Raw genomic sequence first — 23,716 nt, forward strand, 5'->3', positions numbered from 1 at the left:
TTATTCGGTAATATAAAGCAGCAGGCTAATTTATTGAGCCTGCCCCTTTTTTATCTCATTGAGAAGTCTCATCTCAACACATTAACTGCTGGTCTGGTCGTCTTGAGTGACCTTGAAAAAACTGGCGTATAAAACGGGTACTGCACCTAGGGTTAGCACGGTACCGACTGCCAAGCCGAAGGCTATTACGCAGGCCATACCATAAAATAAAGGGTCATGACTTAAAATAAGGGGCAGTAAACCTGCCACAGTAGTAATGGTCGTCATGGCAATAGGGCGTACTCGAGTGATACATGCGTTAACGATCGCGTCATAGTCCGATGCACCTTCGCGACGTTCAATGTCGATACGGTCGATAAGCACGATGGCATTGTTAATAATAATGCCAGCCAAGCTGTATAGCCCTAGCGTTACCATAAAGCCAAAAGGCGCAAACATAACGCCTAACCCCAGCACCGCACCAATGAAAGACAAAGGCATGGTGAGCACTATAATGCCAGCACGCCGGAATGAATTAAACTGCGCAACTAATAGAATAAGAATTAACCCTAATACCATTGGCATACTGGCGCTAAGAGCTTGCTGTGCTTCTGCGGATTGTACAATAACCCCGTCGTATTCTATGTAATGATTAAGGGGTAAATCTTGGGCAATTTTTTGTAAGTCTTCATCAATGATGGCTTTTAGATCTTCTGCGGCCATTCGGCTATTACGCGCCTCGATGCTAACGGTAGGGAACATGTTTTCACGTTGTATAATTGAGTACTGATTAACCGGCGAAAACTCTGCCACTTGAAACAGTGGTATCGCTTTGCCTGTGGCTTGGGAAAATACATTTAACGAACGTAAGCGATCCAAATTATGTCGCTCAGCGTTACTTGCTCTGAACATAATAGGAATAATGTCATCTTCTTCACGAAACTCCGTTACCGCCGCGCCCGAGAAATAAGCTTGCAGTGAGTCAGCGATATCTTGCGAAGTAACAGAGGCGCGCCGTGCTCGTTGTTGGTCAACGCGAACTTCAATTTTCGCAATCATGCTTTCCCAGTCATTGCGAATATCTCGGGTGTCAGGCACTGCGTAGAGTAAGTCCATTACTTGCTGTGCTTTATTATAAATAACGTCCTTGTCAGGTCCTTTCACCTGTATTTTGATGGTTTTTGAATCCGATGGCCCTAAGAACATTTTTTTTGCGCGCACTGATATATTAACAAATTGCTGCTCAAGTTCTTGATCAAGCTTTATCGCTAGGGCTGTTATATCGTTGTCCGGTGCAATATTGAGTACCATAAATGCTTTGTTTTCAGCGGGGTCTTCTGGGCTCAGGGACAACACAAAACGCGGACCACTGAAGCCCACATATGCAGTATGATTCTCAATGAAATCGTAGCCAGACTCGTTATCTAACCATTCCATTATCGCGTGCATTTGCTCGTTGGTTTGACGTTCAGATGTACCACTGGGCAAATCAATATTAACAATAAGTTGATTACGGTCAGAATCAGGGAAAAACTGCTTAGGGATAATTTTCATTACCAATACAGATGCAATTAATAAGGCGAATAGTGACGCCATAAAAAGTGCCTTGTGGCGCAAAATAAAGTGTAAAAATCGCTCATAACGCCCTGTAACCTTTTTAGATGCTAATGCGTCTGCGCCGCCTTGTGGTTCATCAACTCTGATAAAGTGATAACACAATATAGGCGTAACACACAGAGCAAGAACCCAACTGGTTAATAAGGTGATAAGAATAACCAGTGACACTGAGCGCGTATATTCCCCAGCCACGTGCTCAGCGAGCATAAGCGGTAAAAAGAATAATATGGTGGTCACCGATGAACTAAGTAACGGTATCGCTAGCTCTTTGCCACCTTGACTCATCGCTTTGAAACGATCATCGCCACTTTCTAATCGGCGCTTAAAATCCTCGGCGATAACGATGCCGTTATCTACCAGTAAACCCAAGGCGATTATCAGTGTCGCCAAGCTCATCCGTTCTAATCGAATGTCGAAGACTTGCATAATCGTTAAGGTGGCGAGCATCACGAAAGGGACAATCGTGCCGACTATTAAACCGGTACGTATACCTAAAAATAGCACCACTACAATCAATACGATGGTGAGAGTTTGCAGTACATTAATTGACACACCTTGCAGCGTTTTCTCTACTTGCTCGGCCTGATAGGTGGCGATATGCAATTGATATCCTACAGGTAAACTATTTTCTAATTGCTCAATGGCATGTTTCAGGCGAGGGGCATACTCTAAAATGTTATATTCAGGCAGCATAGAAATGGCAAAAACGATAGCCTGTTGACCATTGAAATACGCTAAATCATTGGGAGGGTCTATATAACCACGTTTAAGGGTGGCTATATCACTAAGAGCAATTGATTCTTCGGTACCTGGAATAGTGATGTATGTTTCGGCTAAATCTTCAACACTTCTGAAATTTCCAGTAGGCTCGATAATGAAAGACAGTAAGCCAGTATCGATTTGTCCCCCTGAACTGATGATATTCTGAGTCTGCAGTGCATTCATTAATGCATTGGGTGAAATACCCAGTTGAGATAGCTTGGCATTAGATGTTTCTAAGAAAATACGTTCGTCTTGCACCCCCAGTAATTCTATCTTCTTTGTGCCCTCTACTGCGTACAGGGTATCTCGAGTATGTTTAGATATATCGAACATCTGACTCAAATCGAAACCATCGGCTGTTAACGCCAAAGTCAGCACCGAAACATCACCGAACTCATCATTTACAAAGGGGGCATTGGTACCCTCTGGCATCGATGCTTGCGCTTGTGCCACCTTGTTACGCAGGTTTTGCCAGATGGCATCAAGGTTGAAATACCGGTCGTAGATTTCAACATGAATAACCGACAAGCCGGTAGAAGACGAAGAGCGGAGTTTCTCGACTTCAGGAATTTTGCGTATCTCTTCCTCTAACGTTTTGGTAATAAGTAACTCAACCCGCTCAGGCGACATGCCCGGGTAGGATGTACTGACAATAGCCTCACGAATGGTAATGCTTGGATCTTCTCGTGCAGGCAATGTGAAGTAAGCGATAATGCCGTTGATAAGGAGTATAGCGACAATCATCAACACGAGTTTTTGGTGCTTAAAGGCGATCTCTGTAATATTCATTATGCCCAGCCGTTAGTTAAAGCGTTTTATATTGGCATCAAGCAACGTCACGTGTTGGCCGTTACGCAGAAATGCAACGCCTGCAATGGCAATAATTTCGCCTGCCTTCAAACCCTTAGAAATATACACTTCGTTGCCTAAAATATTTTCAGCAATAACATCTCGTTTAGATACAGTTTGGCTAGCTGGATCGTATACAAATACAAACTTAGTTTGATTTTGTCCAGCCCCAAGAGCCGATACAGGAATGATCATCATTTCTTCGGTCGAGGTTATCTTGCTTTTTTCATCACTATCAGCTTGGCTAGTGTAGGTAATATCAACTTCGGCTGTCATGCCTGCACGTAATAAAGGAGATGAGCCATTTAACACCAAGGTAATAGGGAATGCGTTGGCTGTTTCTGCGCGAGTGCCGACTTCTGTAATAACACCGATTATTTCGACGTTAGGCGCAGCAGGGAAACGCACTGGGACAGTCATGCCATCAGACAATTGTTGAATTAAACTTTCAGGTACCGATACATGTACTTCAAGCCCACCATGACCTTCGACTTCAAATACACTTTGTCCAGGCGATATCTGCTGAGATGGTTCAATCATACGCTTGGTAATTACGCCGTCGTAGGGGGCTTGTAACGTACTATCTTGGCGGTCTTTAGTGGCTAGGTCGAGCTGACTTTTAGCTACGTCAACATTACTTAGTGCTGATTTATAAGCCGCCTCGGCATTATCAAAGCCGGATTTAGAAACCAGACCTTGTTCAACGAGTTCTTTATAACGACGGTATTCATTTTCAGCTTCATTTAGCGCCGAGCTGGCCTGAGCGTATTTTGCTTGTGCAGATTGATGGTTGAGGGTAAAGCTGCGTTGATCTAGGGTCGCTAACACTTGCCCTTGGGTTATTTTCTGCCCTAAGTTAGCTGATACGCTGGCGACTTTACCGCCGACTAAAAAGCTTAACGAGGCTTTTTCGATGGCCGCCGTTGCACCGGCTAATCTGCGTACCTGTGTTAATGCATGTGCTTTTACTTCGGACCATGCAATAGGGCGCACAATCTCTTTGGCTTCTTGTTTTTGCTCACTACAAGCTGAGAGTATAAAACTTGAGGCTAATAATCCTGAAGCCAGTAAATACACCGATTTATTCACGTGATATTCCTAAAATTTTTGTATGTTATGTAATTCAACCATTAAAATGGTTATGCGTAACCATTGTAGGCGTGATTAATATGGTTTCTATTTTGCTCGTTAAACTATACGTTTAAAAACCAATTCGCCATATTATTAAAGCCTTATTGCTTTGTGCATGGCGTAATATTCATATTTCAGATGATTAGTTATTATCTCTAGGCACTTTTGTGCGGTTGTTTGTATCCCGGCTAGCCATAATTATTTGGTCCCCATATTGGGTGTTTGCTGATTTTGCTAAGCGGTCATAAAGTAATACGTTGACCGTTGCCGCTAAGTTCATACACCCTTTAGTGGGTACATAGACCACGTGTTGACACCGGTCTAAAATAGCTTGTTCTATGGATCCGTCCTCCGGCCCAAAAACATAATAGGCATGCTCGGGATGCGTAAAATGTGGAAGAGGGGTTGCACCCTCTACAAGCTCTACTGCGATCATTGACATATGAGGAGCTGGGCATGGCGAGTCTATATGCTTCATTGGAATATTTAAGCCAACATTTTTGGTGTCAGTGTTAAAGGCTTTTGCCCGGGCATATCGCTCTCCGGTATAAAAAATAACACTGGCATCGTAACAACCGGCCGCGCGCAAAATGCTGCCCATGTTTTGTGGACTCTTGGGATTTATTATGCACAAAGCAATATCTTTCTTGTCAAATGTAGTGCTCATTCACCCGCCAGTATTTGATCAATTTGCTTGAGCTGTTCGCCGCTAAATTCAAGGTTGTCCAGCGCGGCCACGCAATCTTTTATTTGCGTTACTCTACTCGCACCAATGATTGCTGATGTCACAGTAGTGGGTTGTAACACCCAAGCTAGAGCGAGCTGAGCTAGACTTTGATTGCGCTGGGTGGCAATCAGACTGAGTTTTTGAACTTTTGCTATTTTTTCTTGCGTGATTTGATCAATGTTGAGATGAATTTGTTCAGCTCTTGCTGCACGAGAGCCATCTGGGATCCCGGATAAATATTTATTGGTTAAAAAGCCCTGTGCTAAAGGCGAGAAGACCACAGAGCCGACACCGTGGTCTTCTAAGACTTGAGTTAGCCCATCTTCAATCCAGCGGTCAAACATATTATAACGAGGTTGATGCACCAACAAGGGGGTACCGAGATCGCGCAAAATAGCAATTGCCCGTTGGGTCTGATCAGCTGAGTAATTTGAAATACCAGCATACAAAGCGCGGCCAGAACGTACGATATAATCAAGGGCTTGCATAGTTTCTTCTAACGGAGTGTCTGGGTCGAATTGATGGGAGTAAAACACATCAAAATAGTCCAATCCTGTGCGCTTCAAACTCTGATCGCAGCTGGACACTAAATACTTACGTGAACCTCCTATGCCGAATGGGCCAGGCCACATGTCGTAACCCGCCTTACTGGATATTAGCAGCTCGTCACGATAGGAGGCTAAACTCTTGCGCATTAATTTGCCAAAAGTTGATTCTGCCGCGCCATAGGGAGGGCCATAATTATTAGCTAGATCAAAGTGATTAATACCCAAATCAAAGGCTTTGTGTACCATAGCTTGAGCGTTGCTGAACGAATCTATTTCACCAAAATTTTGCCATAAGCCTAAGGATAATCGTGGTAATTGAATACCACTTTTTCCGCAGCGCTTATATGGCATATTTTCGTAACGTGTGGCCGCTGGCGCGTAGCTTGGATTCGGCTGATGGGTGATCATAATTACTCGCTAGACAAAATTTTCGATAGCCTAAACGAAAGCCTTTGAATTCTCAATTTTTGTTCGACAATTCAAAGGCTCACATAACGCTTATAACGGGCGTAACATGATTAGGCGTTAGCGATTTTATTGGCCCATAGCTTCGCTGTATTGATCAACAGGGTTGTTTTCGTTCGCAGTCGCAACAGCAGCACGTATGCCAACGGCACTAACACTAAACTGGTCATGGTTGAAAACGTTAAGCCACCGATAATGGCAATTGCCATGGGCGAATATGCAGGGCCGTCTCCACCAATAGATGTATTGCCTAATGCCAGAGGAATAAGACCAACTATGGTCGTTGCTACTGTCATCAAAATAGGTCTGATGCGGGTTAAACATGCCTCGATAACAGCGTTGTTGACGTCGGCACCTTGGACAATTAATTGGTTAATACGGTCTACGAGCACAATGCCATTGTTGACGACTATCCCCATTAAAATGAGCATACCGATCATGCTCATTACTGACATGGGGGTCGCGGTAACAAAAAGCGCCCAAAACACACCAGTTAGAGAAAAGAGTAAAGAGGTGATCACTGCAGTGGGTAGCAATAAGGATTCAAATAATGCTGCCATAACGATGTAAATCATACAAATGGCTAACAACATATTGGTTTGCATAACCGCTTCGTTTTGATTCTGCCTATCGATACTGCCATCAAATGTCCAACTGTAACCATCGGGTAACGTCAGGTATTGCATTACATTTTCAATACGCTCTTTAGCCTGTTTAAGTGTGACATCATCCGCCATGTTTGCACCAATGGTGATTGAGGTTTGGCGATAACTGCGACGTATTTCCGCTAATCGCGGTACGATTTTGCTTTCGCTGAGCATGTCCAGCGTGATGGTTTGCTGCCCTATACGGGTAATTGCTAAGTTCTTTAGTTCGGTAATAGATTCTTGTAATGCCTCATCGAATAACATCCGCACGCCTATTTCACCAGTTTGAGCGTCTCTAAAGGTACGTAAGTTAGTACCTCTAAGGCCGCTAGCAATCGTGCTTGCCACGTCATTAGCCGATAAACCGTAGCGAAATGCTTTGTTTCTATCGACGATAATCTGTAGTTCAAATTTTTGATTATTGCCGTCGATGCCCACATCAGTCAGACCATCGATTTGCTGGATGGCAGGCAACACGCGTTTTGCTACATTACTAACAGACGCAGACGAATCGCCAAGTAAGGTTAATTGTAAGCCTCCACCGTTTCCTTGCTCCCATTTAAAGGAGGGCCGAGCCCTGGCAAATTTAGGCATATCTTTAATAATCAATGCCTTTAAATCGCCCTTTGACATAGTAATATTTTCTTTAAGTGTTAGGGCTGAGGTGGCTTCGCCTGCCGTGTAGTAAGTGTAAACCTGCTCAATATGAAAGGCGTCTTGGTTGGCATATAAATAAGCTTCCATCTTGTCTACTGACTTTTCAACTTCAGCCAGACTGTAATTACCTTGAATATCGTAGTTGAGCCACAAGCGATTATTATTGTCATCGTCGTCGTCGCCACTAACAAATTGCATGGGAATAGCGGTACTTATTAATATTAGCAATGCAATCAGGCAGGTTAACCCGCGATGGGACAACGACCATACGAGTGTCTTTCTGTAGTTAGAGGCAAGTTTACCTAAGGGCACATCTTGGTGAGTATTTTTGTGGGATTGTTTATCACTGGTCAGAGGCATTTTTGCGCTGCGGCTTGAAAAAGCGCGGTTTGATAATTTACTGGTCAGTAGGGGGATCAGGGTTTGTGCAATCAACAAGGATGCGAAAAGTGAAATACAAATCGCAATAGCCACGTGTTCTAAGAAAATAGTTAAATTTACTTTAACGCCAACGATATTCGGCAAAAACACGATAGCCGTGGTGGTGGTGCCTGCGATAACGGCAAGACTTACTTTGCCTACTCCTGCTTTAGTTGCCTCAACAGCGTTGGAATGATGTTTACGCTCTTGCTGTATGCTCTCGGTTACGACCACTGCATTATCAACCAGCATACCCACCGCCAACATAAGTCCCATCATAGACAAAATGTTGATGGTATAACCCATAAAGTACATGCAACCCAAGGTAATGCATATCGAGAAAGGCACAGACAGCACCACAATTAAAGTAGTTTTCAAATTACGTAGAAAACCATATAGCACCAGTATTGACAGTAATGCACCTAACAAGCCTGCGTTGAGTAAGTCAGACAAAGATTCAGTTACGCTGCTCGCTTCATCGTCCATAACGAATAGCGTGATCCCGGTAAACGCTGGACTCTCATTGGCCTGATTAATGACTTTCATCACCGCGTTAGATACAGCGACCAAATTACTGTTTGATTCTCTAAAGATGTTAAAGCCCACCGCATAGGTGCGATCGAGGTGCCGACCTTCGGTTCGTTTGGGACTCTCATAACCAATGCTGGCAATATCATTTAGTTGTACGCCTTTTTTCAGCAGCAGCGTCTCAATGTCTTTAATTTGACTAAACTCGCCTTGGGGATTGATACTGATTTTTTGCTCGAGATCGTAAAAAGACCCGGCTGTCATTGAAAAATTAGCCTGACGTAAAGCTGCGACGAGCTGACTATTAGTGATCCCCAGACTTGCTTGTTTTAGAGGATCGATTCGAATGGCGATTTGCTTTTTAAGTACACCATACAGCTCTACTTTTGATACACCGGCCACACGCTCGATGGGCATCTTCAGATTGCGTTCAAGTAAATCATAGGCATCAGATAAGTCTCGGTCACTGGAAACGCGTAATTGAAATATGGGTAGGTCGCTGGTATTAAATTGATAGACTAAAATGCGTTCAACATCAGTGGGTAAATCGTTGCGAATCGCGTCAATCTTTTCTCTGGCTTCAATACCCTTAGCCTTCAAGTTTTCATCCCAGGAAAACTGTAATTGGATTTCTGCCGCATCTTCCGTTGATTTAGAGCGTAAACGCTTGATGCCCGACATCGTAGCAAGTACTTCTTCAACCGGGCGGGTAATCATTTTTTCAATTTCCGCAGGGGTAGCGTTTTCGTAAGGAATGCGTATGGCAATCTCTGGAATATCAATACTGGGAAATTTCTCTAGGGGCAGTAACTGCGAGGCTAGGATCCCAAACAGTAGCATTGAGAGAAACAGCATGCCTATGGTCACAGGGCGACGCATTGCAAAGGCAGCTAAGCTTGCGCCTCCTGCGCCAAACTTATCGTGCTGAGGTTGTTTAACATTACTCATAGCCCAACTCCTTGTTGAGTGCTTGAGCAGGTTGCTGGTCATACTTTGAATTTATTTGGGTATCTTTTTTGCGGTCAAATAAGACATAAAGACAAGGAATAAAGAATAACGTCAGCAATGTGGCAAATAATAAACCAAAAATTACGGTGACAGCCATGGGCACGCGCATTTCAGCGCCTTCCCCGATACCTAAGGCCATCGGCAATAGACCAAGTGAGGTGGTTAATGTGGTCATTAATATGGGGCGTAGACGACTTTGGGCTGCATCGATAATAGCTTGCACCTTGTGTATGCCCTCAGCGCGTAATTGATTAATACGATCAATCAGTACAATCGCGTTATTCACTACTATACCCGCCAGCATTATTAATCCGATGAAGACCACTACGCTGATATTAGTTTGGGTAATGAATAGACCGTAAATTGAACCCGCGCAGGCAAGTGGCACGGTTAGCAATATCAGCAATGGGTGTAGCAATGATTCAAACTGGGACGCCATCACGATATAAACTAAAAATATTGCTAGCGCTAACGCAAACTTTAAGGAAGAAAAGCTATTTTTCATTTCTTCACTTTGGCCGGCGATACGGCCTTGCATTGAAAGGGGTAGGTTTAGCTCTCGAATATACTTGTTTGCTGCCTCTACTGCTTGGGTTAAGTCGCCATAAGCCAGGTTAGCAGAGACGACTGCCACGCGTTGCTGACCGATACGGGTAATTTCGCTGGGCCCAATCGACATACTCAACTGTGCCACTGCGTTTAACGCGATGGCTCTGTCTGCACCGGGATTGACAATAATACGCCCTATGTCCTCAATTGAGTCCCGCTGTTCGTTGAGGCTACGTACAAGAATATCAATTTGACGATCATCTACGTTATATTGACTGGCTACTTCGCCTCCAACCTTGGCGTTAATTAAGGTGGATACTTGCGGAGCACTCAAGCCAAGCTGAGCAAGCTTAGCGTGATCGAACGTGATTTTAAGTTCAGGGTTACCACGTTGAAGTGAGCTTTTAACATCGCTAAAACGCGAGTCTTGTTGCAAGGCTTCTACTAAGGCGCTGCTGTAACGTCCTAAGCTCGTTAGATTGTAGCCAATGATGTCGATTGAAAGAGGAGATGCAAAGCTAAACAGCTCTGGTTGGCCAAATTTAGCGCTGACACCTGCTTGCATACTTAAATACTTGCGCATGGCGTTTTTCACAGAGGTCAGCTGATCTTTGTTAGCAGCGCCTTGCATAACCACGTTGAGCTTACCCCAATTTTCCCCGCCCTGGCTTGCCGAAGCGTTCATTAAGCTTCCAGTGCCGGCTAGAGAATAGGTACGTTCGACACCTTCTTGCACAGCGGTAAAGGCGGCCAATGCAGACAAAGTCGTATCGGTATGGCTAAGCGGAGTACCGCTGGGTAAAGTAACCTCTACATAAAACTCACCTTGCGACATATTAGGGATTAGTTCCATCCCTAATTTAGGTACCAGCAATAAGGCACTGGCTGAGATGACTACAACGCCCAACAGTAATAAAACGGGGGCTTTTAACGTTCGAGTGAGTAAGGTGAGGTACTGTTTTGAAATAAACGTAAGGCTACGCTCAAATACCCACAATAAAGGTTTAAACAGGCAATAAAGCGCCCGCGACATTGACCGGAATATGACCAGTAAAGCGGTCAATAGTGCCAAGGGGAGATAGTAAAACAGCCCTCGGCCAAGCCAGACAAATGGTAATCTCACCGTTGCCATAATACGCCGTACAAGACTCGCTTTATTCGATGCGTTTTTTACTGGGTCATTAACAGTGTTTGCGTTATCGTTGATTGCGCTGTCTGAGACGACGGCTTGCTTAGCGCTGTCGTCAATCGCATTGCGCTCACGAGCAGCTAGCATGGGGATCACCGTTAACGCAACAACAAGCGAAGCGCCTAGAGCGAAGGTAACGGTTAACGCTTGGTCAGCAAACAACTGTCCAGCAATACCTTCAACAAATACCAGCGGGAAAAAAACCGCCATAGTCGTTAATGTGGACGCAATAATCGCCATGGAAACTTGCTTAGTCCCTTTGGCCGCTGCCTTTTGAAAATTGGGTTCCGTTTGCTTATGGCGTTCAATATTTTCAAGCACCACGATAGCGTTATCGACCAATAACCCGATGGCTAAGGCTATACCCCCTAGACTCATAATATTCAGGCTTACGTCGTTGGCATACATTAAGTTGAAGGTGGCGATGATCGAAACAGGAATTGAAATCGAAATGATCAGCGTAGGCCAAATATTTCGAAGAAAAAGATACAACACCAGCATGGCCAGTAAACCACCGATGAATCCCGCAGACCTTACGTCGTCAATCGCATTGGCGATAAAAACTGACTGATCATACGTTAACTGAATTTGGTAGTGCTCTGGTAAGGCTTGTTTCAGGGTAAGTAGTTCAGCATTAATATTCTGGGCAACTTGCACGGTATTCGCGTCACCTTCTTTATAGATGGCAATTTCAACCCCTTCTAGGCCATTGAAGCGTGAGATAGCGTCACGCTCTTTGTAGGAATCTTGGATTTGCGCTATATCACCCAGTCGAATATTTTTGTTATCGCGGCGGGCAATGAATACGTTTTGCATATCTTGTAAGCTAGTGAACTGATTTAGGGTACGCACGGTGTACGCCTGAGAGCCATCTTCTACACGCCCTCCTGCGGCATTAACGTTTTCTTCTTTTAAGCGCTTGATGATGTCGCTCATGGAAATAGCTAATTGACTGGCTTTTTGCTGTTCGACCAGTACTTGAATTTCACTTTCCAGCCCGCCGCCAATTTTAATCGACGCAACACCGCTAATGGATTCTAATTTACGTTTGATTTGTTGCTCTGCGTATTCCCTCAAGCGTTTCATCTGTGGAATATCTAATGTATTAGCAGGGCCAACGGTTTGACGGTTTTTATGACTAGCAGTGGCATTCTCGCTATTAGCTGCGAAGCCAAAGCCGAGTCGCATTACTGGCTCCAAGCTGGGATTAAAACGCAACAACACAGGTTTTTTAACATCCAGCGGCAAGATCAAAATATCAAGTTTTTCGCGAACTTCAAGGCTCGCCATATCTATATCGGTGCCCCATTCAAATTCCAACAGCACATCAGACTGGCCTGATGTGGAAGATGAAGTGACTTTGCGCACGCCTTTAACAACGCCGATACTTTCTTCAACGGGTTTTGTTACCAATTGTTCGATTTCACCGGGCGCTGCACCAATGTAATCGGTGCGGATAGTTAGGGTAGGGTAAGACAGTTCGGGTAATAAATTAATGGCAAGGCGTGACAAAGAAACAAGCCCGAATAATACGATGGCGAAAGTGAACATCCACACGGCAACGGGGCGTTTTACTGCAATATCAACAATATTCATGCTAGGTATCCTTACTTAGCTGGCGTGATTAGCGTTTAACGTTTCGGCGTCATTGGCGATTTCGGTATCGGAGGGTATTGCAGCGTCTACGCTATTTAGCGGTAAAGCATCAGCGTTAACAATTTCAACTGGTGCACTGTCTTTAAGATTTTGATGGCCTGTGACCACCACGTACTCTTTGCCAGTCAGGCCTGACAATACCTCTACATAGTCACCTTCTTGATAACCAACGCGAATATGCTGTTTGTGGGCAAGGCCATCGCGCACCACAAAGACACTTATGTTGTCATCAATACTAAGCATGGCTTTACGGGGCATTAAAGTAGCAAGTTGGTGGGTATCGTAATTCAAGCTAACATGGGCAAACATACCCGCTTTAAGTCGGTGGGCATCATTGGGTACCCGTAAGGTCACTTTAAACGTGCCTGTCGCCGCATCTATTACTGGGCTAATACGCTCTACGAACCCATTGACTTGATCCTCGTTTAACGCGCTTAACGTTAGTATTGCCGCCTGCCCCTTATGTACCCTAGACAGTTCTTTTTCAGGTAAATAGACCACACCATGCAATTCGTTTTGCTCCACGATATGAAACATTTGAGCTCGCTGGAACGACTCAGTTAAATTACCCACTTTGGCATTACGGGCTGCTATATAGCCAGAAATAGGGGCAAGAATAGTAGCCTCTTTTAAGTCTAATTCCGCTAGTGACAGCGTGGCTTGCGATGACGCATATTGGGCGCTGATCTTATCGTACGTATCGTCGCTCACAAGTTTTTGATTGTAGACCTTATTGATTTTTGCTAATTCTTTTTGAATTCCAATTAGGTCGGCTTTAGCGCGAGCCAAATTTAAGCGATAGCGCTCTGGCTCTAGCTGGGCAAGTACTTGGCCTTTTTTTACATAGTCGCCTTCTTCCACATAAATATGCTCAATAACGCCTGACGCTCTAGCCACCACAAAAGCTTCTTCCTTAGCTTCAAGCACGGCTGTGGTGGTGTATTTAGATGATATGTCACCAACACGCATTACTGCTGCTTCGACGGGGACGGCTATAATTAATTCTTTTTCTTGTGCCGTGCTGGTGGCTTCTACGTCGCAGCCTGCAAGTAAGCTACTAGTGGCGAGTAATGCTAGTACTGTTAGAGAGTTAAAACTGATAAGTGGTATCGTTTTAATCGTCATCTTATTCCCCTGTATCTTGTTATTTAGTCTATGTGTCAGTCAAATAGGCGCTTTTTAATAATGACTTCTGTGTGTAAATCGCCTTTATGTTATGAGGCTATTTGCAGAAGCTATGCCATGCTGAGATACACAAATTTATCTATATAAATCAGTGCACTAAGCGTTTATCGTGGCGTAGAAGGGTAATATTGTGTGACGATATCCTCACTGTTTAGTGAATTTGACCATTTATTAGTGGAGGATTATTTTTACGACGTCTGCGGTTAATATGTTAAGCGCCTACCTAACATGTACTTTCTTCGAATCCTCTAAAACGGGGCAGAGATTTAGAAGTTTTAATAGCCAGGGATATAATTTTATTGGTATATTTTTTAACCAGTAAAATTTTCATATACAAGGCAGATTGTACATAGATAATTACTACATGCATTCAGTGTATTTTTAGTGTTTATTTATAAGTTACTGAAATTTAGTGTTATATTTAATTGTTAATTAGGTGGCATGTAGTTTGATATAGCTAACTCGACCAAGAAAGTGGACAAACTTTCTTACTAAAACTGTTGAATTAGATGTACGGAGATGACTATGAAAAAATTTACCCTTACCACACTTGCAGCTACCTCGTTACTTATGACTTCAGGTGCCTCCTTTGCTGCAGCGAATGATAACGTGGATCATCATGGTATTTATATTGGCGCTGGTTACGGTTTAATTGATGCTGACGGTGATCAAGATTTCGACCGAGATGATAATGCACCTAATGTGTTTATCGGTACGCAATTCAATCAGTACGTTTCGATTGAAGGCGGGTATATTGATTTTGGTGAATTTGGAAATGATACGTTTAATACGGAAGTTGATGGCTACACCTTAGGTCTTAAAGCGGGTTTGCCGATAAATGAATATATTACGGTTTATGCAAAAGGCGGACAGTTATGGTGGGACGCGGATATTAACGCGGCCTCTGCTAATGACAGTACGGACGGTGACGACTTATTTTATGGGGTGGGCGCTTCATTTGCCATTTCACAGGGATGGGATGTACGACTGGAATACACACGTTTTGAGCTGGAATTTGAACGTGATGAAATCGGTATTTTAGGCGACATTGACAGCTTCGACACCGATGTAGATTATGCCAGTGTTTCGGTTCAATACACCTTCTAAACACTGATTAATATAGCGTTAAGGCCTGCAGTTTTGCAGGCTTTTTATTATTAATATCGCGAAAAAGATCAATGGCACGAAAAATACAAGCTAGTTGTTTTCCCCCCTAGCGGTTGCTACGATAATTTTTAACGCTTCCTCCTTACTAAACCCTGCTTCAACCAATGCATCATAATATTTACGCTGTAGTTGCGCTTGCGCTTTTATTAAATCTGGATCGCTCATGGCTCTTACTTGATTTTTCATTTGCTCTGCTAATTGGGAATTAACAAAATCTAGCGGGCTGCCCATCTGCTGGGCTTGGCTGCTAGCTGTAGATAAAGCACAGATTGCGACAAGTGCTACCAATGATGAGACGTGCTTTGGCAGCATGCGTGAATATTTAAAGCTAGGCATAATTGTATCCTTTTAAATTTTTCTGAAAATTATCGACAGGTCATAACGTTAAATCCAAACCCTTTTCATGGCTATACAAAGCTGGCATAACAATGACGTGCAAGGTAATGATTAACACAGTAACACTAGAGACAAGGCCACAGAGAATTAGTTGCAAGGAAGCCCAGTAGCGAGAACAAATACTTAAGTCTTGGTGCTAAGTGAATGCCGGATATCAAACGGTAACGGCTAACAGCAATCGCAGCCGCTACGTGTTCTCGTCTGTATGCAGGTTGCATAGATGCGCTGTAGATGAAAAACAACCTTCGCTTTCTTATCGAAAATAGATTTTCACAAAGGCCAATTTTCTATAAATTCTACAAGGCTACCAATCGCGTTGGATTTATCATCAATAACAACGCGATAAAGGTGGCGTAAACTGCTGCAAAGAATTTAGCGGGTAAGCGTTTTGATTAAATCGCTGTATTGGGGAAACGTACTGACAAGATCTGCTTGTCTGCCTAGCTGCATATCTTCGTATTCAAACCCTGGCGCAACAGCTTCACCAATTAACCCATAACCGTACTCGCCAGTGGTGGATATCTTCGATGCTTTCCATGTACCTCCTTTCACCACCATCTGCATCTCGTGACCCTGAGTTGGGTCAGGTCCTAGAATATGCGTTTCCAGTGTGCCGTCTTGATTTAATAGATAGTAAGTAATCGGGTCACCTACATGGAAGTAATGCATTATATCTGAACGGTTCATATGGAAATGCCCGATAGGGGATTGTGCGCTGAGCAGGTAATAGATTGATGTCATATTCACTCGATCGCCATTCTCGGTGCTAATCATCGGGCGGTGGTCGGCTTTAAAGGTTTGACGATAAAAACCACCTTCTACGTGACCTGATAAATTTAACGATTTGATTAACTCTTCAGCACTTAACTTAGCATCAACAGGTTCAGTGCTCGGGGTTAGCATTTCATTTAGCGTATCTTCATCGGGAGCCACCTTTGATGCTTCATAGGGTAGAGAATTTTTATAGTTTGCCCAGTTGGTGATAATGTCGTTGACCACAACACTGCCAACGCTATAAGCCGATTCAAGGGCCGATTGCATGCCGGCGTAACCGTTTTCGCCGCTTTCCAAGGCTAAGTTATTTGCTGCGGTCAAGCTGTCTGGTTGCATAGCGTAATTGCTGGCCGCTCGCAGCACCATAAAGCGAGACTTATCGACTTTATTGGCGTTATCAAGATAAATCATCGATTGATAACTGCCAGTATCTTCCATTCCCGAGGTAACAAAGTTTGCTTGACCGTTAGTCCAATAATTGGTCCAGTCGTTTGCCCATGCATTTAATAATTTACCATGCCAAAAAGTGGCTGCAGCCATATGATCGCCGATTAACACGAACGGGCGTTTACGCGCGTTGGGGTAATGAAGGTATTTTTCACGAAGTTCGTACATGGCAGGGTAATCAGTCAAGGGAGTATCTTTACTTAGCTCATACGCCCACTTTGTGAGTTTGGTATTGAGCTGATAAGCTTCGCCATTCATCGCTTGTACTGGTTTCTCTGTGCGCTCGGTAGGTTTTACGCTAAACAAGGGAAAGTAGCCGCTTTTCCAGTCTTGTGGGATTTCTCGGGCGTCAATTTCGTGGGCTAGGTCACCATCGACTAGCCAGTTTGCCCACACTGCTGAACCAATTGATGCATCTTGTGGGTCGACTCCGGCAATACCTGCAACTAACCAATAAGCGTGCGTTAAATCAAAGCGGGGATCTAAGCCTAAGGCCATAATCGCTGAAGCAGCTTTAGCCGTTCCCATACCGGTCACTATGCCCATTACGCCGGTTTCTTTGTTGACGTAGATATCATGGTGAGACATGGGGAATGCGTAGCGGGTATCAAGGTTTTGGCCTTCTTTCCACATTTGGAATTCACCAGGTTTATCATCGTCGTCTTCACCGATTTCGAACATGGTGACCACCACCACTTTGATCTCAAGTGGCGCTTCTTGTTCAGTAGCCATTTGTTTGGCATCTGCTAAGGAAGGCGTATTTTGACAGGCACTAATAAAAAAGCTTGAAAGAATGAGGGCGCCAAGTGGCAGTATAGATTTACGTATAGTTGATAGCATAATAAAAACCGTTATATAAAAAAACAGGCATGCTATTTAGCATACCTGTCTGTTGGAATAAATCACTTATAAAAGATTACATGTGATTAGAACTTATAAGCTACCGACGCTTGATAATGACGTGGTAACTCGGGTAACACAATTTGTGCACCAAACAAATCAGGGAAGTTGGCACGGTAGTACTCTTCATCTGTTAAGTTTTTAATATTAAAGCTTGCTGACCATGTATCGGTTGTATATGACACGCCGGCATTGACCAATGTGTAAGCAGGGAGTTGAACCGATTGGGAGAAACTAGAATAAGTTTCGTCCGCTCGCACTATACTGGCGTTAGCGGCGTATCCGTTTAAGAAGTCGTATGTTGCGTTTAAGGTATAAATGTTTTCTGGAATACCAGCCTTACGTGCATCATCTTTTGTTGCGCCTTCTGGCAGCAAAGTTAACCCTATTGGGTTACCACCAAAGATTAATGATGGGTCAGTTAAGCTAGTTAAGTCTTCAGCACCAAGGAAACCAAACTGACTACCTTCATCTAATGCCGTTAAGTTATATACATTTAGGTGGGTGTAACCCGCACCTAAAACAAGTTGATCGGTCGCTACCCAGCGTAATTCAAATTCAACACCTTCATTTTGCGTAGTTGAGTTGGTCACGATGGCTTGTGCGCTAAAATCAGTTCGTTTTTGTTCGTACACTGATAAGGCGAAATACAAACTGTCGTCAAGGAAAGAACCTTTTACACCATATTCAAACAATTCAGATGTATCAAACGCACCGTCTTGAAGTTGGCCTACACCAATTTCAGCACCTTGACCTGCAACGATCGTTGCTTGCTCGGCAGCAGTAATATATGGAATTAAGCCAAATTCAGTTTTGTAAGAAATACTGGTGTTCCACGATGTGCCGCTTTCGGTTTTGCTCAAGGTCACAATATCTCCTTTTTCGAGGAGCAAATCACCGCGGCTAGTGGTTTCAATATCGATTGAGTCGTAACGCAAACCTAGTACTATGTTCAGGCCCCAATCCCAGGTTAAATCGGTTAATGCAGCAATACCGTAGTCAGTATAATTACCTTTGTCGTAGTTATCGTAGTTGTCGTTAATACGAGTAGCCATTTCACGTCTATCCAAAGCGCTTGACGCCATGGTTAGATCGCGACGATTGAAGTATTCGTAAGTGAAGTCGTCTCCGTGTAAGAAATTAGTATGACGAATTGACGGTGACACTTGAAATTGGGCTAACAAAGAATTGGTTTCATATTCAGTAGAAAATATTAATTTATTTTCAACTACTGAGCTATTGTGAAATTGCGAGAAACCATAAGCGTTTTCATTTAAGTTTTCATAATCTTCATAGAAGAATTGGTTTTTGATTTCCCAACCGCTATCACTGTAATAAATTGCGTCAAAATACAGTGTTTGAACGGTATTTTGTAGAACGTCATCGGCGGCTACTAATACTTGGTTACGACCTAGTGTAGTTGTGCCAACGTTTTCTAGTTGCATCAAGTCAGTGGCTTCATCATCGGTGAAACCAGGAGCAAACGGATAGAAAAAGCTATTACCCGCTAAGTTTACAGCACCATATTCAGCGTGAGAAATCGCGCCGCTACCGTCTGCATCAATATTTTTAGCAGTACCTGTTATATAGGTGCCATTATCGATCAAGTCTTGGGTTAAGCGGTTCCAACCAGCGACTTGGTTGCCATCGTAATCGTGGTACATACCGCCAAATTCGAAGCGTAAATTGTCAGTTACGTCAATATTGAACGAGCCTTGTAATACCGTCTGGTCCGTTCCGCTGTTGTCATAATAACTGCCTGAGTTTTCAACTTCACCGTATAGATAGAAGCCTGCTTCTTTGCCGGCTAGTGTTGCAGGGCCGCCAATTTCGGCTGTCATCACGCTCTTATCCCATGAACCCAAGGTGTATGAAAACTTACCTTCATTCTGTTCAAGATATTGGCCGCCACTTGCGCGAGCAGATTTAGGATTGAAGTTTAAGTAACCGCCAATTTTAGCGGGGCCATATATTGGAGATGCAGGTCCACGCACTATATCGATGCGGCTTGATGCGCCAATCGGCGTAGGGTAGTTACCTGGATTATCTAGGCGTTTAACTCCACGAAAATAAGTTTCGCCGGGTGTACCACGGACATCTAATGAACCGGCAACGCCGAAGAATGATTGTGTGAACGTACCAGGTGAAAATGCAACTAAGTCATCGATATCGGTTACCGCAAAACGTTCCAGCATCTCGTCACTGATCGTTGACGCTGAGCGCGGCGTTTCTAAAATTGACTTACCAAAGCCGAAAACGGCTTCTACGCCTTGGCCTGGTAAACTGCCGAGTGATCCCGTTACTTCAATTCGCTCCAATGCCGCGGTTTCTTCACTGGCGGTCTCTTGTGCCAATATCGTGGGTGATAGCGTCATCGCTAACCCTAATAGAACAGCATTACTCAAGGTCGAGCTTTTAAATAAGGGATGGTTCATCAGTATTCCTCTAACTATTTTCTTATGTGTGGTTATTTATGTGTGGTGTTTATTCGTGTTACTGACGGGGTAAAAGCATGAAGAGTGCCAAAGACTTGTCCAAATGGTCAAGAAATTAGTCTAATGCGTAAGGGTATGATTTATAAGTGGAATATTTAATTTTTAGTGAGATGGTGACAATAAATTCGATTTTCATAAAAATTTGAATTAACTAGCTGCACCAAAATAAATCAAAAAATGCGCCATTGCACCTAAACATGACTTAAGGGTCCATGAAATAAATGGTTAATTTATTTCACGAACCCCACCAAGTTCGCTTATATCGATGCTAATTGCAGCTTTTTGGCTAATTTTTGATGCTCTATTATTAGCTCATCCTCATCGATGGCATAGTGTTTACCGCCTTCGATAACCCATTTACCGGCTACCATCAATTTATCAACGGTATGGGCTCCGCATGTGACGACAGCGGCGATGGGGTCTCCGGCTCCTGAAAAGCGCAGAGCATTTAAATCAAATATTGCTAAATCAGCCTGCTTGCCGATGGCAATTTCACCTATGTCTGTTCTATTAAGCAATGATGCAGACCCCTTAGTGGCAAGACCTAAAACATATTCAGCAGTTATATCGACAGCACCGTAGCGCAATCGTTGTTGCAACAACGATTGGCGCGCCTCTTGGATCATGTTGGAGCAATCGTTTGACGCAGAGCCGTCGACCCCTAAACCGACCCGGCAACCTGCGTTTACCAAATCCAATGTTGGGCAAATGCCCGATGCCAATAACATATTAGAGCTGGGACAGTGGGCAATACCAACGTTTGCTTGCCCTAAGCGAGCAATTTCTTGTGGGGTAAAATGGATACCATGTGCTAACCACGTTCGATCGCCCAACCAGCCACATTGCTCTAGGTAGTCTAAGGGGCGGGCACCATATATACGTTGGCAAAAAGCATTCTCGTCTTCGGTTTCAGCCAAATGCGTGTGCAGTAGTACGTCATTTTTGTTGGCTAATAGGGCGGTTTGTTGCATTAATTCTTTTGATACAGAAAAAGGCGAACAGGGTGCTAAGGCAATTTGTAACATGGGGCTAGGGTGACTAAGTGTTGATTGATGATAGGCACTTATGACGCGTTGTGAGTCTACCAGTATCGTATCTTCGCTTTGTATAACTGAATCTGGCGGTAATCCACCTTTGCTTTGGCCCAAACTCATGGAGCCTCTAGTAATTAGAGCTCGGCAGTTTAACTCGGCAATTGCTTGCACTTGAACATCAATGGCATGACTTAAACGTTTGGGAAATACATAATGATGATCACCAATTGTGGTGCAACCAGACATCATAAGCTCTAGTCCCGCTAGTTTGGTTGCGCTATAGAGCATTTCTTCATCAAGGTTTTTCCACACTTTGTATAGGAAGGTTAACCAAGGAAATAGTGGCTTATTCATCGCTCCTGGTACGCAGCGCGTCAGGGTCTGGTAAAAGTGGTGATGGGTATTAATCATGCCTGGCAGAATCACTTTACCTGTGCAGTTTTCGATTGCGTCGAACGGTAATTTCGGGTTTTCACCGCTTTTAACCAATTCGATAATGTGACTATTTTGTACCAGCACGCCATTATCTGCATTTTGGGTGTTACCGGTGAAAACACCTTCTGGAGATTTAAGCCAAAGTGTGGGGGCGTTTTTTTTAAGGGCTTGGGGTTGCATTTATTCTTGCTCTTCGGTGGTAGTTTGAACGTTGTCTTTTTGACCAATTCTTAATTAGCTCGGTAAAGGTTATGGTGTATCGGGTTACCCGTATATTCGCTTTAAATATAGAACTAGCTCATTAAGAATTAACTTTCTCTTAAGGCCTTAGAGGCAATAACGTTGGGGCTAGACATACTAGGCAGATGTTTATCAGTCGCCAGATTTATCGAGGAGACCTCTTCTTCTGCAGGGGCATCGACTGGCGTATTATCAGGGATTAAAATACTCATAGTGATCGCGCAAAAGCCAGCAGTGGTCACTGATGATGACAAAATATTATTAACTAATTGCGGTAGCTGTGCCAAAGCGTCGGGTACCATCATAACCCCTAGGCCTAGACCTAACGAGGTGGCAATAATCAAGCTTTTTCGCCTATCAATAGGTTCGCTAGTTAGAATTTTAACACCTGCAACAGCGATAGTGGCAAACATGACTAAGGTTGCACCTCCTAGGACAGGCTTGGGCATCAATTGCAATACGCTACCAATAATAGGGAATAATCCCAGTAACACTAATAAGCCAGCAATGTAGAGACCCACATGACGACTTGCCACCCCGGTCATTTGAATCACGGCGTTGTTTTGACCGAAAGTGGTGTTTGGAAAACTATTGAATACCGCGGCTAACATTGAGTTGATGCCATCTGCTAATATTCCGCCTTTTATACGATTAATATATACAGGTCCTTTGATGGGCTCCTTGCAAAATAAGCTGTTGGCGGTTAAATCACCCGATGTCTCGATGGCGCTAAGGAAGTAGACCAGCGCAATGGGAATGAAAAGCTCCCAATCAAATGCAATTCCGTACTTAAAAGGCTCTGGAATACTAATTAGTGGCAATGACACCATATCATCAAAAGACAGAATACCTTGCCACCACGCAATGATACAGCCAACCAACATGCCACAGAATATGGCGCTTAAACGCAGCATCGGGAACTTAGATGCGTTTAAGGCAATCACTGTAACCAATACACTTAGGCCTAGCATAAGATTATGCGGCGCACCAAAATCGGGGGCGTTAAACCCACCTGAAAGATCAGTCATACCCACTTTGATAAGCGTAATGCCGATTGTAGTGATAACTATTCCCGTAGTCAGGGGGGTAATAACGGCCTTAAGGTGTTGAATAAATTGGCTTATGATTATTTCTACGAACGCTCCGAAAAAGCATAATCCGAACATCAAGGCCATAATTTCATCGTTGCTGCCGCCCCTGCTTTTTATTGCAGTACCGGCCACCAGAAGGGCGCTAATAAAGGTGAAACTGGTCCCTTGAACGGCAATAAGTCCACAGCCTATAGGGCCAAATTTTTTCGCTTGAATAAAGGTGGAAACACCAGACGTCATCAAGGCCATACTGATTAAATAGGGGATTTCTGCCTGCAGGCCCAGTACTGAACCAATGATCAAGGTCGGCGTAATGATGCCAATAAAGCAGGCCATAATGTGTTGCAGTGCCGCGGTTATGCTATGGCTTATTGAAGGCACATCGTTAAGTGAATACAGTATTTCATTATTTTGTGGACGAGCGTCAAGCATGGGTAACCCTATAAAGTTGTGTTACATAAAATTGTCGAATTGCGAAGCGCATTGCCACACTTGTTAAACCGTAACCGTCAAGATTCTACTGTTGATTGTTGTCCATAGATAAAACACTAAATACCTCTTTAATGACTTTATAATCAGCTTTGCATTTAAGGGCTTCGAACCAGTGGGTATTTAGTTTACCGTTGGGCTAGCCAAAGCGTGCAAACGTCAGAAGAATGTTCTGGTTGCAAGTAAAAACAATGCCGACCGCTTTATGCAATGCCCAGGGCGAATATATGTATCTGTAAAGCAGGTTGAGCTAAGTCCAACCAAGGTTGTTGGCTATAAAGCAATTATTTGACCAAATGGTCAGTTGAGATAAAATTGGTAACTCATTGAA

Annotated in this window: 13 protein-coding genes; 1 reads left to right on the forward strand and 12 read right to left on the reverse strand. The window is 43.7% G+C overall.

Going from position 1 to position 23,716, the window contains the following annotated elements:
- Positions 1-81: 81 nt before the first annotated feature.
- From GQR89_RS09740 to GQR89_RS09770, 7 genes are all read right to left on the reverse strand, one after another.
- The gene (locus GQR89_RS09740) at positions 82-3,147 is read right to left on the reverse strand and encodes an efflux RND transporter permease subunit (RefSeq protein ID WP_158769864.1); all 3,066 of its coding nucleotides are present in this window, start codon (positions 3,145-3,147) and stop codon (positions 82-84) included.
- Positions 3,148-3,159: 12 nt separating this feature from the next.
- Positions 3,160-4,296, reverse strand: coding sequence for an efflux RND transporter periplasmic adaptor subunit (locus GQR89_RS09745; protein ID WP_158769865.1), 1,137 nt, complete (start codon positions 4,294-4,296; stop codon positions 3,160-3,162).
- A gap of 184 nt (positions 4,297-4,480) precedes the next feature.
- Positions 4,481-5,005: an RNA methyltransferase gene (locus GQR89_RS09750; RefSeq protein WP_158769866.1), complete on the reverse strand. Its 525-nt coding sequence runs from the start codon at positions 5,003-5,005 to the stop codon at positions 4,481-4,483.
- Positions 5,002-6,021: an aldo/keto reductase gene (locus GQR89_RS09755; RefSeq protein WP_158769867.1), complete on the reverse strand. Its 1,020-nt coding sequence runs from the start codon at positions 6,019-6,021 to the stop codon at positions 5,002-5,004. The genes GQR89_RS09750 and GQR89_RS09755 overlap by 4 nt, the downstream gene beginning before the upstream one ends.
- A gap of 110 nt (positions 6,022-6,131) precedes the next feature.
- A complete protein-coding gene (locus GQR89_RS09760) occupies positions 6,132-9,278 on the reverse strand; it encodes an efflux RND transporter permease subunit (RefSeq protein ID WP_158769868.1) in 3,147 nt (1,048 codons plus the stop codon).
- A complete protein-coding gene (locus tag GQR89_RS09765) occupies positions 9,271-12,672 on the reverse strand; it encodes an efflux RND transporter permease subunit (protein WP_158769869.1) in 3,402 nt (1,133 codons plus the stop codon). The genes GQR89_RS09760 and GQR89_RS09765 overlap by 8 nt, the downstream gene beginning before the upstream one ends.
- A 15-nt stretch (positions 12,673-12,687) precedes the next feature.
- Entirely contained in the window at positions 12,688-13,857 is a 1,170-nt protein-coding gene (locus tag GQR89_RS09770; protein ID WP_158769870.1) for an efflux RND transporter periplasmic adaptor subunit, read from the reverse strand.
- 585 nt (positions 13,858-14,442) lie between these two features.
- Between GQR89_RS09770 and GQR89_RS09775 the strand changes: the two genes are divergently transcribed.
- Positions 14,443-15,024: an outer membrane beta-barrel protein gene (locus GQR89_RS09775; protein ID WP_158769871.1), complete on the forward strand. Its 582-nt coding sequence runs from the start codon at positions 14,443-14,445 to the stop codon at positions 15,022-15,024.
- A 90-nt stretch (positions 15,025-15,114) separates the two neighbouring features.
- Here the strand turns inward: GQR89_RS09775 and GQR89_RS09780 are convergent, their stop codons facing one another.
- From GQR89_RS09780 to GQR89_RS09800, 5 genes are all read right to left on the reverse strand, one after another.
- A complete protein-coding gene (locus GQR89_RS09780; RefSeq protein ID WP_158769872.1) occupies positions 15,115-15,420 on the reverse strand; it encodes a hypothetical protein in 306 nt (101 codons plus the stop codon).
- A gap of 432 nt (positions 15,421-15,852) precedes the next feature.
- Positions 15,853-17,541, reverse strand: a complete 1,689-nt coding sequence (locus GQR89_RS09785; protein WP_158769873.1) for a cupin domain-containing protein — start codon at positions 17,539-17,541, stop codon at positions 15,853-15,855.
- A gap of 86 nt (positions 17,542-17,627) precedes the next feature.
- Positions 17,628-20,036, reverse strand: a complete 2,409-nt coding sequence (locus GQR89_RS09790) for a TonB-dependent siderophore receptor (protein ID WP_158769874.1) — start codon at positions 20,034-20,036, stop codon at positions 17,628-17,630.
- Positions 20,037-20,353: 317 nt separating this feature from the next.
- The gene (locus GQR89_RS09795; protein ID WP_158769875.1) at positions 20,354-21,745 is read right to left on the reverse strand and encodes an 8-oxoguanine deaminase; all 1,392 of its coding nucleotides are present in this window, start codon (positions 21,743-21,745) and stop codon (positions 20,354-20,356) included.
- 128 nt (positions 21,746-21,873) lie between these two features.
- Positions 21,874-23,328 carry a uracil-xanthine permease family protein gene (locus GQR89_RS09800; RefSeq protein WP_233269136.1) on the reverse strand — a complete coding sequence of 485 codons (1,455 nt, stop codon included), beginning with the start codon at positions 23,326-23,328 and terminating at the stop codon, positions 21,874-21,876.
- Between the last annotated feature and the right edge of the window lie 388 nt (positions 23,329-23,716).

This window comes from Paraglaciecola sp. L1A13, assembly GCF_009796745.1.
Taxonomy (GTDB): Bacteria; Pseudomonadota; Gammaproteobacteria; order Enterobacterales; family Alteromonadaceae; genus Paraglaciecola.